This is a genomic window from Flavobacterium wongokense (assembly GCF_021608265.1).
GTDB lineage: Bacteria > Bacteroidota > Bacteroidia > Flavobacteriales > Flavobacteriaceae > Flavobacterium > Flavobacterium wongokense.
In genome coordinates this window covers 77,013-89,588 of sequence record NZ_JAKIHP010000001.1, presented here as the reverse complement: position 1 = coordinate 89,588, position 12,576 = coordinate 77,013, and the positions used below count along the sequence as shown (strand labels likewise).

The 12,576-nt window shown below is 37.9% G+C and carries 16 protein-coding genes; 2 read left to right on the top strand and 14 right to left on the bottom strand.

What is annotated here, in order from left to right; genetic code table 11:
* Positions 1-52 precede the first annotated feature (52 nt).
* Positions 53-478: a hypothetical protein gene (locus L1S31_RS00415; protein ID WP_236460173.1), complete on the top strand. Its 426-nt coding sequence runs from the start codon at positions 53-55 to the stop codon at positions 476-478.
* Here L1S31_RS00415 and L1S31_RS00410 read toward each other — a convergent pair.
* The 8 genes from L1S31_RS00410 to L1S31_RS00375 form a co-directional block, all read right to left on the bottom strand.
* Positions 471-746: an ATP-dependent Clp protease adaptor ClpS gene (locus L1S31_RS00410; protein ID WP_236460158.1), complete on the bottom strand. Its 276-nt coding sequence runs from the start codon at positions 744-746 to the stop codon at positions 471-473. The genes L1S31_RS00415 and L1S31_RS00410 overlap by 8 nt on opposite strands.
* 34 nt (positions 747-780) lie before the next feature.
* Positions 781-1,614 (bottom strand): 50S ribosomal protein L11 methyltransferase, encoded by an 834-nt coding sequence (gene prmA / locus L1S31_RS00405; protein WP_236460156.1) that lies wholly within the window; start codon positions 1,612-1,614, stop codon positions 781-783.
* A 61-nt stretch (positions 1,615-1,675) separates the two neighbouring features.
* Complete coding sequence (locus L1S31_RS00400; RefSeq protein WP_236460154.1) at positions 1,676-2,146, bottom strand: hypothetical protein; 471 nt, start codon at positions 2,144-2,146, stop codon at positions 1,676-1,678.
* A gap of 150 nt (positions 2,147-2,296) precedes the next feature.
* Positions 2,297-3,049, bottom strand: a complete 753-nt coding sequence (gene tpiA, locus L1S31_RS00395; RefSeq protein WP_236460151.1) for a triose-phosphate isomerase — start codon at positions 3,047-3,049, stop codon at positions 2,297-2,299.
* A complete protein-coding gene (locus L1S31_RS00390) occupies positions 3,049-3,543 on the bottom strand; it encodes a TlpA family protein disulfide reductase (RefSeq protein WP_236460149.1) in 495 nt (164 codons plus the stop codon). Before L1S31_RS00390 ends, tpiA begins: the two co-directional genes overlap by 1 nt.
* Positions 3,544-3,577: 34 nt before the next feature.
* Positions 3,578-3,874 carry a hypothetical protein gene (locus tag L1S31_RS00385; protein WP_236460139.1) on the bottom strand — a complete coding sequence of 99 codons (297 nt, stop codon included), beginning with the start codon at positions 3,872-3,874 and terminating at the stop codon, positions 3,578-3,580.
* Between the two features lie 67 nt (positions 3,875-3,941).
* Positions 3,942-5,057 (bottom strand): MauE/DoxX family redox-associated membrane protein, encoded by a 1,116-nt coding sequence (locus L1S31_RS00380; RefSeq protein WP_236460137.1) that lies wholly within the window; start codon positions 5,055-5,057, stop codon positions 3,942-3,944.
* Between the two features lie 15 nt (positions 5,058-5,072).
* Positions 5,073-5,615, bottom strand: coding sequence for a DUF1599 domain-containing protein (locus L1S31_RS00375; RefSeq protein ID WP_236460125.1), 543 nt, complete (start codon positions 5,613-5,615; stop codon positions 5,073-5,075).
* 91 nt (positions 5,616-5,706) lie between these two features.
* Between L1S31_RS00375 and folP the strand changes: the two genes are divergently transcribed.
* A complete protein-coding gene (folP, locus tag L1S31_RS00370) occupies positions 5,707-6,525 on the top strand; it encodes a dihydropteroate synthase (protein WP_236460123.1) in 819 nt (272 codons plus the stop codon).
* A gap of 65 nt (positions 6,526-6,590) precedes the next feature.
* Here folP and rlmH read toward each other — a convergent pair whose 3' ends face one another.
* The 6 genes from rlmH to L1S31_RS00340 all read right to left on the bottom strand — a co-directional run bounded on the left by rlmH (position 6,591) and on the right by L1S31_RS00340 (position 12,570).
* On the bottom strand, positions 6,591-7,064 hold the full coding sequence (rlmH, locus tag L1S31_RS00365; RefSeq protein ID WP_236460114.1) for a 23S rRNA (pseudouridine(1915)-N(3))-methyltransferase RlmH: 474 nt from the start codon (positions 7,062-7,064) through the stop codon (positions 6,591-6,593).
* Positions 7,061-7,441, bottom strand: coding sequence for a DoxX family protein (locus L1S31_RS00360; RefSeq protein WP_236460111.1), 381 nt, complete (start codon positions 7,439-7,441; stop codon positions 7,061-7,063). The genes rlmH and L1S31_RS00360 overlap by 4 nt, the downstream gene beginning before the upstream one ends.
* Positions 7,442-7,447: 6 nt before the next feature.
* Positions 7,448-8,188 carry a shikimate dehydrogenase family protein gene (locus L1S31_RS00355; RefSeq protein ID WP_236460109.1) on the bottom strand — a complete coding sequence of 247 codons (741 nt, stop codon included), beginning with the start codon at positions 8,186-8,188 and terminating at the stop codon, positions 7,448-7,450.
* A complete protein-coding gene (locus L1S31_RS00350; protein ID WP_236460107.1) occupies positions 8,188-9,588 on the bottom strand; it encodes a tetratricopeptide repeat protein in 1,401 nt (466 codons plus the stop codon). The genes L1S31_RS00355 and L1S31_RS00350 overlap by 1 nt, the downstream gene beginning before the upstream one ends.
* A gap of 96 nt (positions 9,589-9,684) precedes the next feature.
* On the bottom strand, positions 9,685-10,875 hold the full coding sequence (locus L1S31_RS00345; protein WP_236460098.1) for an aspartate aminotransferase family protein: 1,191 nt from the start codon (positions 10,873-10,875) through the stop codon (positions 9,685-9,687).
* 21 nt (positions 10,876-10,896) lie between these two features.
* The gene (locus L1S31_RS00340; protein WP_236460095.1) at positions 10,897-12,570 is read right to left on the bottom strand and encodes an OstA-like protein; all 1,674 of its coding nucleotides are present in this window, start codon (positions 12,568-12,570) and stop codon (positions 10,897-10,899) included.
* Positions 12,571-12,576 lie beyond the last annotated feature (6 nt).

Below are 12,576 nucleotides of genomic sequence, written 5' to 3'. Positions count from 1 at the left end.
TATTTTCAACTTTGATTAAAACTTTGCGACCTTTGCTGTTAAATTAAAAACTATGATTATCAATCTGAAAAACGGAATCGCGGAATTGCTTTTTGGTATGAAACAAAAGGATGTTGAAGTGTTATATGGAAAGCCAGACAAGCAATACAATGACGAAGACGGCAATGTTATCTGTCTTTACAACGAACAGAAATGGAGCTTAACCTTTTATGAAGATGAGGATTTTCGTTTGGGTTACATTATTTGTTCGCATCCTGATTTGACAATTTTGGACAGGAAAGTCATTGGTAAAAATATTGAAGAAACAAAATCGGCATTGCCTTTTAAATCCTGGACCAAAGAAGATTTCGACACCACCGAAAATCATTTCAACGAAAGCAATTGGTTAATCCTGCAATCGGAATACAATGACATCATTCGTGTAGAAATTGGTGCCATTATCAATGACAATGACGAATTTGACTGGAAGTTTAAATAATCTCTGCACTTAAGCCCGCTTCCAAAAGTTGGGTACATTGTGGTTTCAGTTCGTCAAACGAACCTGTTTTTACGGTGCATTTTCCTTTGTAGTGGACCAAAATAGCGCATTGTTCCGCCTGTTCTGAAGTGTGTTGGCAGACACGGATTAAAGTGTCAATCACATGGTCAAAAGTGTTGACATCATCATTGTACAATACGATTTCGTTATTGATTCCTACTTGTTCTTCGACTAAAACGTCTTCTTTAGTTTTTTCTATAGTACTCATTTTCATTTCGTTTTACCCTGCAAATTTACGATGGCTAATTTACATATTTAAGCGAAGTCCAATTATTTCTTTCAAATTTTTTAACAAAAGTCAAACCTTTTTCAGTGCACGAAGCATCGATGTAGGGAATGTCTTCAGTGTAAAATCCGCTTAATAACAGGATTCCGTTTTTATTCAAACAGTCAACGTATTGCTGCATGTCGTTTAGCAAAATATTGCGGTTGATGTTGGCGATGATTAAATCGTATTTTTTCCCTTTCAATAGCATAGCGTCACCTTCATAAACTGAAATCTCCCTGCAGCCATTGCGTTCCGCATTTTCAATGGAATTCAGGTAACACCAATTGTCAATATCAATGGCGTCGATTGGTTTGGCACCTTTCATTTCGGCAAGAATGGCCAAAATAGCTGTGCCGCAACCCATGTCAAGGGTTTTCATGTTGGTTACATCAATCTCTAAAAGGTGTTGAATCATCATATGTGTAGTTTCATGATGACCTGTGCCAAAACTCATTTTGGGTTCGATTACAATATCAAATTCGGCGTTGGTTTTTGGATGGAAGGGAGCACGCACATGGCATTTACCGTCTACATCGATGGCTTCGAAGTTCTTTTCCCATTCCTCATTCCAATTGACTTGGTCAATTTCTTCGATTGTGTGGGAAATAGTGAAGTCAGGATTATGTAACAAATAAATATCATCTAATATATCTTTAGTCCAAAGGTCTTTTTGAATAAAGGCGCTAAATCCCGTTTCGGTTTCAATGAAACTTTCAAAAGGTTTTTCGCCAAGTTCTGCGATTAAAATTTCGGAACCCAGTTCTTTTGGCTCCACCGAAAAATGGTATGCTAAATATATGTTTGACATTGATAAAATTTTTGCAAAGGTAACAATCAACGATGTGACTGTGATGCCATTTTACAAAAAATTAATCGTCAGATTTTGCAACGGATTTTAGGCCAGCATTTGGAGCTGCATCCGGAACTACAGAAAAAATCATCAGCTTGCTGTAGCGTTTGTTTTCTGCATCATATAAATAGGTAATAGTATTTTCTTTTGGATTGTAAACCAATTTGGCTCTCATGAATTTGGAACGGATCAACCAGGTTCCTTCTTCTTCACTGGTTTGTGTAAACTCATAGATGGAACCATGATGCAAACGAACCACGCCATTGTCAATCATGCTGATGGCAATGTAACCGTTTGTTTTTGACCCAATTTCACGAATGTCAATAATAGAGTTTTCATACTCAGTTTCCTTCAATTCGTATTTATCGTACTCATTGTTCCAAACATAATATTTCCTGGAATCCGATTGAAACCTTTTTTGCGTTTCAATCTGTGCTTTAACGCTAAGCGAAAAAACAAACACAAGAATTAGGGCGAATCTTGTTTTCATTTTAATTTTGACTTTAGTAGATTATGGAGTAAAAATAACGGAAACGTTCGTTTAAATGCAAAAAAAATCGTTAAAGTGTAAAATTTAACTATTTTTATAGGAAAAAACCTTTAAAAATATTGAATTCTAAAAATTATAACATTATTTTTCTTATATAGAACTTACAATAGCTGCAAAGTCCGATGCCTTTAATGCAGCACCACCAATTAATCCTCCGTCAACATCAGTTTTAGAAAAAATTTCTTTGGCATTTTCAGGCTTGACGCTTCCTCCGTAAAGTATTGAAACATCTTCGGCAACATTGCTTCCAAAAGTATGCCTTACCGTTTCCCTGATGAATCTGTGCATTTCCTGAGCTTGGTCTGGTGTCGCTGTTTCTCCGGTTCCAATTGCCCAAACCGGTTCATAAGCCAAAACGATTTGCTCCCAATCTTTGTCTTTAATATGGAACAAGCCGTCGCGTAATTGATTTTCAACAACATTAAAATGCTGTTTGTTTTGTCGGTCCTTTAATTCTTCGCCAAAGCAAAAAATCACAGTCATATTGTTTTTAAGAGCTGTGGTTACCTTATCAGCTAAAATGAAATCGGTTTCATTGAAATAAGCGCGACGCTCAGAATGTCCAATCAAAACCGTATTTACACCAATGCTTTTGAGCATGTCAGCTGAAATCTCTCCTGTGTAAGCACCACTTTCGAACTGGCTCATATTTTGCGCAGCCACGCCAATATTGGTAAATTCCAAATGGTCAACAGCCGAAGCAAGATTTGTAAATGTAGGTGCTACAATAATTTGGGCTTCAATATCATGAGGCAGTTTGTCGATGAGTTCGTTTAATAAATCTTCGGTTTCTTCAGCATTCTTGTGCATTTTCCAATTCCCTGCAACAATCTTTTGTCTCATTATTGTAATTTTTTTAATTGCTCATTAATTTTGTCAAAATCGGTTTCAATAGCCCTGAAAATGACAATTTTCCCTTTTTTGTCGATAACGATGTATCTCGGAATCCAGTCCAAGGTGATTGATTTTCCAAATTCGCCTTTCATCCCGTCAGTTGCCCAATAATGGTCACCTTTTAGCTCGTGTTTTTCAATTCCGCCCTGCCATTTATCAAATGCCTTGTCCATTGAGATAAAAACATAATCAACATTCGGATTGTTTGCCTGCATTTCTTTGACTTTTGGCATTGCTTTCACACAATCGCCACACCAGGAAGCCCAGACTTCAATGACCGTTACTTTGCCCTTGTGTTTTTCGAGGATTTCATTAAATGGAATTTCCTTATTATCTAAAGTGATTAATTTTTTGCCCAGGCTTTCTTTTGAAAATTCCTTTTGGGCATTGCCACATGCAAAAGTTGCAATAGCTATAAACAGGGTTAACAGCGTTCTTTTCATAATTATGTAGGCTAAGGATTTATTAATGATTAATTTATTCAGGATTGTTATTTTTTTTATTGTCTTTCAGGTAAAACAATTTATGCTTTTTCCTTTTGCGTTCCTTGCGTTCCTTTTTCTTCTTGTGGTCGTATAAAAATTTTAAAATCAACACAACTCCCAAAACAGAAACGATGCTAATGGCACTTCCAAATAAAATGTAAACCGTATTCCCTAATGGTGGATCTTCAAGCGTTGATACATAGTTCAAAACAAAAAAATAGCCAAAGGCAAAGAGTATAAGACAACCAATAATTCCAATTAGTCCTCGCTCTGCTATTGATCTGGACATAAAATATTTAATCATGACCTAAATTTTAAAGTTTTAAATATAACTAAAAAGATAAAACTGGAATGGATTATTTTTTTAATTCAGCATAGGATTTATTAATTAATTTTTGATAATCCACAGGATCAAATTTTTGGTCGGAAATTCCCCAATAGTATTTAAATTCATTCCCATTCCAAAGGTATTTTACACCTGGAGTATCTTTTCCGGAGCCAAGGACTTTCCAAAAAGGGATAACCTCAATGATCTTATATGGATATTCTGCACCAGCTTCCTTGAAGAAATCCGGAATCAAATCGGCTTCTTCATTCATAAAGATAATGGATATTTCCGGGGAATTTTTATTTGTTTTCCTCAATTCGGTTAATTCTTTTGCAGCCAGGCGACAGTGGTCGCAACCCGGAACGAAGAAACAAAGAGTTTTTCTTCCGGTATCTATTTTTGAAAAGTATTGGGTGTAACCCGATTTGTGTTTTGCAGGTTCGTTGATTTCTGCTTTTATTTCTTCTTTTTTATCATCAGTCTTCTTTACTGTAGCGGTGTCTTTTGCAATGACCGGAGCAACATCAACCCGAGTGCTGTCAATTGCTGATGAGTCTGTCACAGTTTCTTCAGGTGTTGAAACCGAGAATGCAGCTGTTTGTGGCGGCTGAATAGGAGCCAGCATATAGATACTCAAAATTGTAGCAAAAAGGACAGTAGTCAGAATCCAGAAATTGCCCTCTTTTTGTTTTTTTGGCAACAAATAATAGAGGTATGCCAAAAGACCGACAGCAACAATGTTTTTTATGATTGCTTCGATAGGGGTCATCGGCAGTAATTCACCAAAACAGCCACAGTTACCTGTGTTTCCTCCGCTCAAGAAAGTCACATAACTAAGATGCCCAATGAATACCAGCAATAATAAAGTCGTTATAGGCACTACAAATCTGCGTAGCCAGTTATTTTGCAAAAGCAATAATCCCAATGCCATTTCAATACCGATAAGCGTTCTTGAAAAATGGGGAGCCAATGACTCTGAAAACCCTAATGGATACAGCTGTTTTACTTCAAAAGTTGAAATTGCAAAATAAGGAGAATCCAGTAAATGGCCTTTTGAAAGTTTTGCAAGAGCAGAAACAATGAAAAGCGCCGACACGATAATTCTCAGCGTCCAGGAAATATATTTTTTAGTTTCAGTAGTCATGTGGATTGGGTTGTTTTATTGTCCGAATTTCATCAAAATCAATGCAAAAACAGAGTAGTTGATCATATCCTGATAATTGGCATCAATGCCTTCAGAAACCAGGGTTTTTCCTTTATTGTCTTCTATTTGCTTTACGCGGAGTAACTTTTGCAGGATTAAATCGGTCAGGGAACTTACGCGCATTTCCCGCCATGCTTCGCCATAATCATGGTTTTTGTCTTCCATCAATTGTTTGGTCAAGGCTATTTTTTCGTCGTAGAGCTGAACTGCTTTTGCAGTATCCAGATCGGGTTGCTCTACAACTCCCAAATCCAGTTGGATTAAGGCCATGATGCAGTAATTGATGATGCCGATGAATTCACCGGTTTCGTCTTCGTCAACCTTTCGGATTTCGTTTTGCTGCAGGCTTCTGATGCGTTGCGCTTTGATGAATATCTGGTCGGTTAATGATGGCAGTCTCAAGATTCTCCAGGCACTTCCATAATCTGTCATTTTATTGCTGTAAAGTTGTCGGCAGATGGCGATAACCTTGTCATATTCTTGAGAAGTATTACTCATTTCAGTGTATCTTTGTATCAAATTTGTCCAAAAGTAAAGAATAAAGATTGAAGTACAAAGTGCAAAATCTTATAACTATCTTAAAAAACCAATGACCATAAACTGCCTCGGAAAACTTATTGACTTATCATCTCCCAAAGTAATGGGGATATTGAATGTGACCCCGAATTCCTTCTACGATGGAGGCCAACATTCTGATGAAAAAAGCATGCTCGGACAGGTAGGGAAAATGTTATCTGAAGGAGCCACTTTTATTGATATTGGAGCTTATTCAAGTAAGCCGAGAGCCGAATTTGTTTCGGAAGAGGAAGAAATGGAGCGATTGATTCCTGTTTTGAAATTAGTACTGAAGCATTTTCCTGAAACATTGATTTCAATAGATACTTTTCGTGCCAATATTGCCCGTGCTGCAATTGAAAATGGAGCCTGCATTATCAATGATATATCAGCCGGAAGTTTGGATTCCAACATGATGCAGACCGTAGCTGAACTTCAGGTTCCGTATGTAATGATGCATATGAAAGGTAACCCGCAAACGATGCAGAGTTTGGCGCAATATGAAAATATTACCAAGGAAATGTTGTTCTATTTTTCAGAAAAAACAGCTCAGGGAAAAAGCTTAGGAATCAATGATTTGATTATTGATCCCGGATTTGGCTTTGCCAAAACCCTGGAGCAGAATTTTGAGGTAATGAACAACCTGGAGTTGTTTCAGGAATTGGAAATGCCAATGCTTGTTGGAATTTCAAGAAAATCGATGATTTATAAAACCTTGGAAACCCAGGCTGATTCTGCGTTAAACGGAACTACGGTTTTGAATACCATTGCTTTGCAAAAAGGAGCGAATATCCTTCGTGTGCACGATGTAAAGGAAGCAGTTGAGGCTGTAATGCTTGTTGATAAGCTATGATATACATCATATACGCTATAACCACGCTATAACCACGCTATAACATTTAATAAAACAGCAATATATTATTGATGATGATAGGGTTCGTTGCGAAGAATCGTAAACCCGCGATATAATTGCTCAATAAAAAACAAGCGCACCATTTGATGTGAGAATGTCATCAGCGAAAGCGAAATCCTGCCTTGCGCTTTTTTATAAACTTCGTCGCTAAATCCGTAAGGACCACCAATGACAAAAACTAAAGTCTTCACACCTGAATTCATTTTCTTTTGAAGATAATCCGAGAATGCAACGCTTGAAAAGGTAGAACCATTTTCATCGAGTAGGATCAATTGGTCTGTAGGGGTGATTTTGGATAGGATTAATTCGCCTTCCTTTTCTTTCTGCTGGCTTTCGGAAAGGTTTTTTACGTTTTTGATGTCGGGAATAATCTCTAAATCAAATTTGATGTAAAACGACAAACGTTTGGAGTATTCATCAATCAATGACTGCAGGGCTTTATCATCCGTTTTGCCTATGGCTAAAAGTTTGATGTTCATGTAGTTTCTTTTTTAAATCCATTTGGAAACATAATGGCCAGGAGTACAAAAATAAGCAGGAAATTGAATTCCATTCCGTTTCTTCCTCCACCTACCACAAACCAGCCTTCTTTAAAGTGAACCATTGCAATTCCCATGATCAGTACAAAAATGGTAATGATTGAAGCGGGTTTTACAAATTTATTCAGCAGTAATAAAACCGCAGCGATTACATGCGAAATCTTTATTGCCCATGCGATGTAAAGTCCGAATGGAGCAAAACCAACATGATTTAAGTACAAGTTGCCAAAATCATTAACTCCATTATTGAACATGCCGCCTAAACCGTGAACGAGGAGAATAATAGCAACCGGAATTCTGAGTAATAGTGTGTTCATACTTGATTATTTATTCCAAATCTTCCAGGCTTTTTCTGCCTGAAGCGCTAACATTTCATAGCCATTTTTGGTAACAGCGCCTTTCTTTTTGGCTTTTTTCAGGAACTGTGTTTCTTCAGGATTATAGATTAAATCAAAAGCGATGTGTTTTTCTGTGAAGAAATTATATGGAATTGGTGGGAATTCCTTGGTATTCGGAACTGTTCCAATTGGCGTACAGTTGATAATAATCTGATGGTTGTCAAAAGTCGTGGCATTAATCCGGTCATAATCAATCATGCCTTCCTTTTCTTCACGGGTGACAAAAGTGTAGAGGATTCCGAGTTGGTCCAATGCGAAGGAAACTGCTTTTGCAGCGCCGCCAGTTCCAAGTATCAGTGCTTTTTTATGATGCGGCTGGAGTAGTGGTTCCAGGGATTTCATAAAGCCATAATAATCGGAGTTGTAGCCTTTTAGGTTTCCTTTTTTGGTAAAACGGATTACATTCACAGCACCAATTTGAGCCGCGTTTGTGGATACCTTATTTAGATACGGAATTACAGCTTCCTTGTATGGAATTGTTACATTCAACCCTTTTAAATCGGGATTATTGGTAATAATGGACGGAAATTCATCTATGGACTGTAAGTCGAAATTCTCATAAGTGCAATCGGTTAAATTTCCCAGAGCAAATTTCTCGATGAAGTATTTCTTTGAAAAAGAATAGTCAATGTTTTTCCCGATTAAGCCAAATTGCCTTCGCGACATTATTCCGGTTTTGTATGTTTAGCAATATAATCCTGAACAGACTGTCTTTCCCAAACCGTTGGAAACATATCTTTCAGAAGCGTTTGATGTTTGGCATTGATGCGCAGACCATTGCTCAAATGGTAATTTCCTTTTTCTTCTTCATTCAGAAGCATGTGGAAACCAGCCAAACGGTATTCGATTTCATAATCATCAGGGAAATATTCCGAGGCCTGGATTAGGGTCAGAATCGCATTATTGTATTCGCCCATAATCAGCATGATATCTACCCAAAACAACCACGTGTCCAATTGATAATCACCAAATTCAATAGCTTTTCTATAGCCAAATTCAGCTTCCTCAAAATGATCCATCGATTTGTTGATGGTTGCATAACGCTTCCAGTACAAACGGTTTTGGTCGTCAATTGCCAAAGCTTTGTTTACATAATACAGTGCTTTTTGGTAGTTTTTCTGGCGGACATAAAAATCGGTAATCGCAATCCAGCCTTTATCCAATAATGGATCTTCGTGGACAGTTTTGTTGAAATATTTAAGGGCTTCGGCTTTGTTGCCTAATTTTTCATAACATTTACCAATACGAAGCAAAGCATACGATGTGGGATCATCCAATTCGATAGTCCTGTTGTAGCTTTCGATAGCTTCTTCATATTGTTTTAAACGCTCCAATGCTTTTCCTCTTTCCATATAAGCGCCTACAAATTCTTCATCGATATAGGTTGCCAATTGGAAACAGGTTGCTGCGCTTTCGTAATCCTTTAATCCATAATACAATCTTCCCGACTGATGCCAGGCAATCTCGCTGTATGGATTACGATCGATGTAGGTTTTAAGATAATCTATGGCTTCCTGGTTTTGGTCCAAGAACTCAAAGCAGTAAACAACATTGTAAAGAGCAGACTGATCTTCAAAATCTTCTTCAAGGCATTTGATAAAACTTTCTTTGGCCAATTCAAGATTATCCATAAAAAGATATTCCATACCTATTAAGTTATAGATATCGGCATAATCTTCAGTATAATTTAAAGCCGTTGTTAGGAATTCCACCGCTTTTTCGTGGTCATCGCGTTTGGAATAAATATTGGCTTTTTGGATAAAAATTTCTTCGTTTGTGGGTTCAATGGCGTACAATTCGTTGAGTAACTTTTCTGCCTGATCCAGTTTGTCGTCGTACACCAGCATTTCTACCTGTACAAGTTTCAATCCGGTAGATTTTGGGTGTTGCTCTAATCCTAACTTCAATGCTTTCTTGGCTAAAGTGGCTTTACCCATATCGAGGTAGTGTAGAATGATTTCCTCGAATTCCTCTGAATCGAAAAAGAATACTTTGTTAGTTTTTAACATCGATTCAAATTTCGATAAGGATAAGTTGTAATCTTCTTCGTCGTGATCTAGATGCATAACTGTAGGTGTTAAAATTATCCTTAATAAAATTATAGAAACGGAGTGCTGTTTTGGTCAATTGCGATTATTGTTGTAAACAATATTATTAACAATTTATTTAGATTCGTTCATGACTTCATCCATCGCTTCGATGATGATGGCACAACCTTCCCTGATTTCATCTTCAGATAGGGTTAATGGGGGAGTAATCCTGATGGCGCAACCTTCAAAAAGCAGCCAAAATAATATCAAACCTTTTTCCTGGCATTTGAAGATTACCTTGTTCGTTGTTTCAGCGTCTTTTGTCATCGCTGCGAGCATCAATCCTCTTCCTCGAATTTCTTCTATCAAAGGATGTACCAAAAGGCTTCTGAACAATTTTTCTTTCTCTAAAGATTGTTTTGCGTAATCTTTTTCGAGGATTTCCTTCAAAGTTGCCAAACAGGCTGCCGCAATGACAGGATGTCCGCCAAAAGTGGTAATATGCCCCAGCTTTGGATCATGGCTTAACAAATCCATGTGTTTTTCATTGGCAATAAAACCACCAACAGGCATTCCGCCGGCCATTCCTTTCCCTATAATAACTACGTCGGGAATGACGTTATAGTTTTCAAAACCAAACAGTTTTCCGGTTCGTCCAAATCCAGGCTGGATTTCGTCAAGGATTAGTAAGGCACCAACATCCTTGCAGCGTTTTTTAACTTTGGCAAGGAAATCATTTTGAGGTTCTATGAAACCAGCGCCACCCTGAATACTTTCGAGTATGATTCCGGCAGTTTTGGTTGTTATTTTTTGGAGGTCTTCTTCGTTATTAAACGTAATAAAATCAACATCAGGGATTAATGGGCTAAAGATTTTCTTGCGCTCCTCAAAACCCATCACGCTCATCGAACCCATGGTGTTTCCGTGATATGCATTGTGGCAGGAAATCAATTGGCTTCTTCTGGTAACCCTTCTGACAAGTTTTAAAGCTCCTTCACAGGCTTCTGTTCCCGAGTTTACCAAATAGATTTTATTGAGGCTGGGAGGTAGGTTTTCTACCAATAATTTACAATAGGCAACCGCAGGATGTTGGGCGTACTCACCATAAACCATCACGTGTGAATACTTATCGAGTTGGTCTTTAATTGCCTGGTTTACCTTTGGATGCTGATGACCCAAACTTGCAGCGGAAACTCCTGCTACAAAATCAAGGTATTTTTTATTGTTGGTGTCGTAGATATAGGAACCGACAGCATGTGAAACTTCCATCCCTAAAGGATAAGGGGAAGTCTGTGCCTGGTATTTTAAAAAGTCCTCTTTCATTTTCATTTCAATTTTACCAAACTATTTTACGGCTGCTTTTGGTTTGGTTTCCTTCTTTTCGCCTTTGGGTTTCTTTTTATCGTAATTCAGGGTTTCCTTACTAGGCTCCATTGGAACATTTTCCTTTTCCAATGCTGCTTTGCTTTCGGCCTGTATTTTGGCATCAAGTTCGTTTTCTTCCGGAGGGAAAATATCATCCTTGGATTTTATCCGTTCGTCTCCACGCCACACAAATCCCCGCAATTTCCTTGCGTTTTCGGGCAATTCGGCTTCGGGATAAATGTCGCCATCAGGATTGTTGTAAACGGTTATCGTTTCAATGGTATTTTTGTCGAGGATCAAATTGATTTTACTTCCTACGCTTTTATTGATTCCGATAAGTTCCTGGTTGTCATTGCGCAGATAATAAATGACTTCGGTGTTTTTTACGATGTCGACTTCACTGAGTTTATTGTCCTTGAATTTGCCATACAGATTCATTCCCTTGACCTGATTATAACCTGTGCCAATGGTATCCTTGGATATTATAAAGGCATTATTCAACACTTTGAGTGAATCGAGCTTCTCGGTTTTGTTGTTTCCAATAAGGTGCATGATGTCACCTGTCATTTGGTTGTCAAAATTCCAAAGTATCGGCCTTCCAATGAGTTTGGTCAAAGCCTTTTTTTGGTCAGAATGTATCGAATCACATTTCCCACTCATATCGGTTTTATAAAAACGGACATTGTTAAAGGCACGCACAATGCGTTCTCCGGGTTTTCCGGTAATCAGCATTTTCTTGCCATGGATGTACATCGAATCGTTTTCTATCAAGGTCACCGCAACAGCTCTTTTGGTAATCATCATCGAGTCTTTCTCGGTTTTCAGGTTGCGGTAAATTTCGGCGTAATGCCCTTTGATGATTCCTTTATTGATGGAGTCTGTAATTTTGACATTATTGGTAGCCGAAGCATATTCGCGGTTTCGGTCGTAAAACAAACTGTCGCCTTCAATACGCCGGTCTTTGTATTTGATATAAGACTTTCGGAGCAGCGTTGCCACATTCTTTTTGGTATCGTAAAAGCCTTTTTCGGTGTAAATGAAATTATCTTTTCCGGTAATCGTTGAAGGGCCAAAAAGATAGGAGTGCCCCGAATTGGTATAATAGTCCAGATGATTGGATTTGATTACATATTTCGGATTGGTAATAGTTACCGCAGTAAGGAATTTGAACTTCTTTTCGTTGGCAAAGTAACGCCCGGATTTGCTTTTTAAGATATTTTCCTTGCTTGTAATGGTTCCGTAAGAATTGTAAAATGCCTCCTGTGTATTCCTGTCAAAGTTAATGGTATCGGTAACCAATGTCGATTCGGTTGAACGCATAACTACGTTTCCTGTGGCGAATGCTTTTTTGACTTCGCCATTGTATTCGGCATATTTACTGTTCAGGAACAGTGTATCACCCTGAACCATCTGCACATCGCCAAAAGCTTTTAAATAATTTTCTTTCTGGAAAAAATAAGCTTTATTGCAGGTAAAAATCACACCTTCGTGGCTGACACGTACATTACCTGAGAGCAACAATGCATCAGGAATTTCGTCTTGATCGATATTGGCGTTGTCGGAATGCTCAATATTTATTTTGGATGATTTTTGTGCATTTGCATTTGATAATGCAAACAGCAAAAAACCTATATAAAAAAGTAACTTTTTCAATGAATC

Coding starts and splice junctions, on each gene's coding strand:
- L1S31_RS00415 (WP_236460173.1), top strand. CDS start 53: ATGATTATCAATCTGAAAAACGGAATCGCGGAATTGCTTTTTGGTATG.
- L1S31_RS00410 (WP_236460158.1), bottom strand. CDS start 746: ATGAGTACTATAGAAAAAACTAAAGAAGACGTTTTAGTCGAAGAACAA.
- prmA (WP_236460156.1), bottom strand. CDS start 1,614: ATGTCAAACATATATTTAGCATACCATTTTTCGGTGGAGCCAAAAGAA.
- L1S31_RS00400 (WP_236460154.1), bottom strand. CDS start 2,146: ATGAAAACAAGATTCGCCCTAATTCTTGTGTTTGTTTTTTCGCTTAGC.
- tpiA (WP_236460151.1), bottom strand. CDS start 3,049: ATGAGACAAAAGATTGTTGCAGGGAATTGGAAAATGCACAAGAATGCT.
- L1S31_RS00390 (WP_236460149.1), bottom strand. CDS start 3,543: ATGAAAAGAACGCTGTTAACCCTGTTTATAGCTATTGCAACTTTTGCA.
- L1S31_RS00385 (WP_236460139.1), bottom strand. CDS start 3,874: ATGTCCAGATCAATAGCAGAGCGAGGACTAATTGGAATTATTGGTTGT.
- L1S31_RS00380 (WP_236460137.1), bottom strand. CDS start 5,057: ATGACTACTGAAACTAAAAAATATATTTCCTGGACGCTGAGAATTATC.
- L1S31_RS00375 (WP_236460125.1), bottom strand. CDS start 5,615: ATGAGTAATACTTCTCAAGAATATGACAAGGTTATCGCCATCTGCCGA.
- folP (WP_236460123.1), top strand. CDS start 5,707: ATGACCATAAACTGCCTCGGAAAACTTATTGACTTATCATCTCCCAAA.
- rlmH (WP_236460114.1), bottom strand. CDS start 7,064: ATGAACATCAAACTTTTAGCCATAGGCAAAACGGATGATAAAGCCCTG.
- L1S31_RS00360 (WP_236460111.1), bottom strand. CDS start 7,441: ATGAACACACTATTACTCAGAATTCCGGTTGCTATTATTCTCCTCGTT.
- L1S31_RS00355 (WP_236460109.1), bottom strand. CDS start 8,188: ATGTCGCGAAGGCAATTTGGCTTAATCGGGAAAAACATTGACTATTCT.
- L1S31_RS00350 (WP_236460107.1), bottom strand. CDS start 9,588: ATGCATCTAGATCACGACGAAGAAGATTACAACTTATCCTTATCGAAA.
- L1S31_RS00345 (WP_236460098.1), bottom strand. CDS start 10,875: ATGAAAGAGGACTTTTTAAAATACCAGGCACAGACTTCCCCTTATCCT.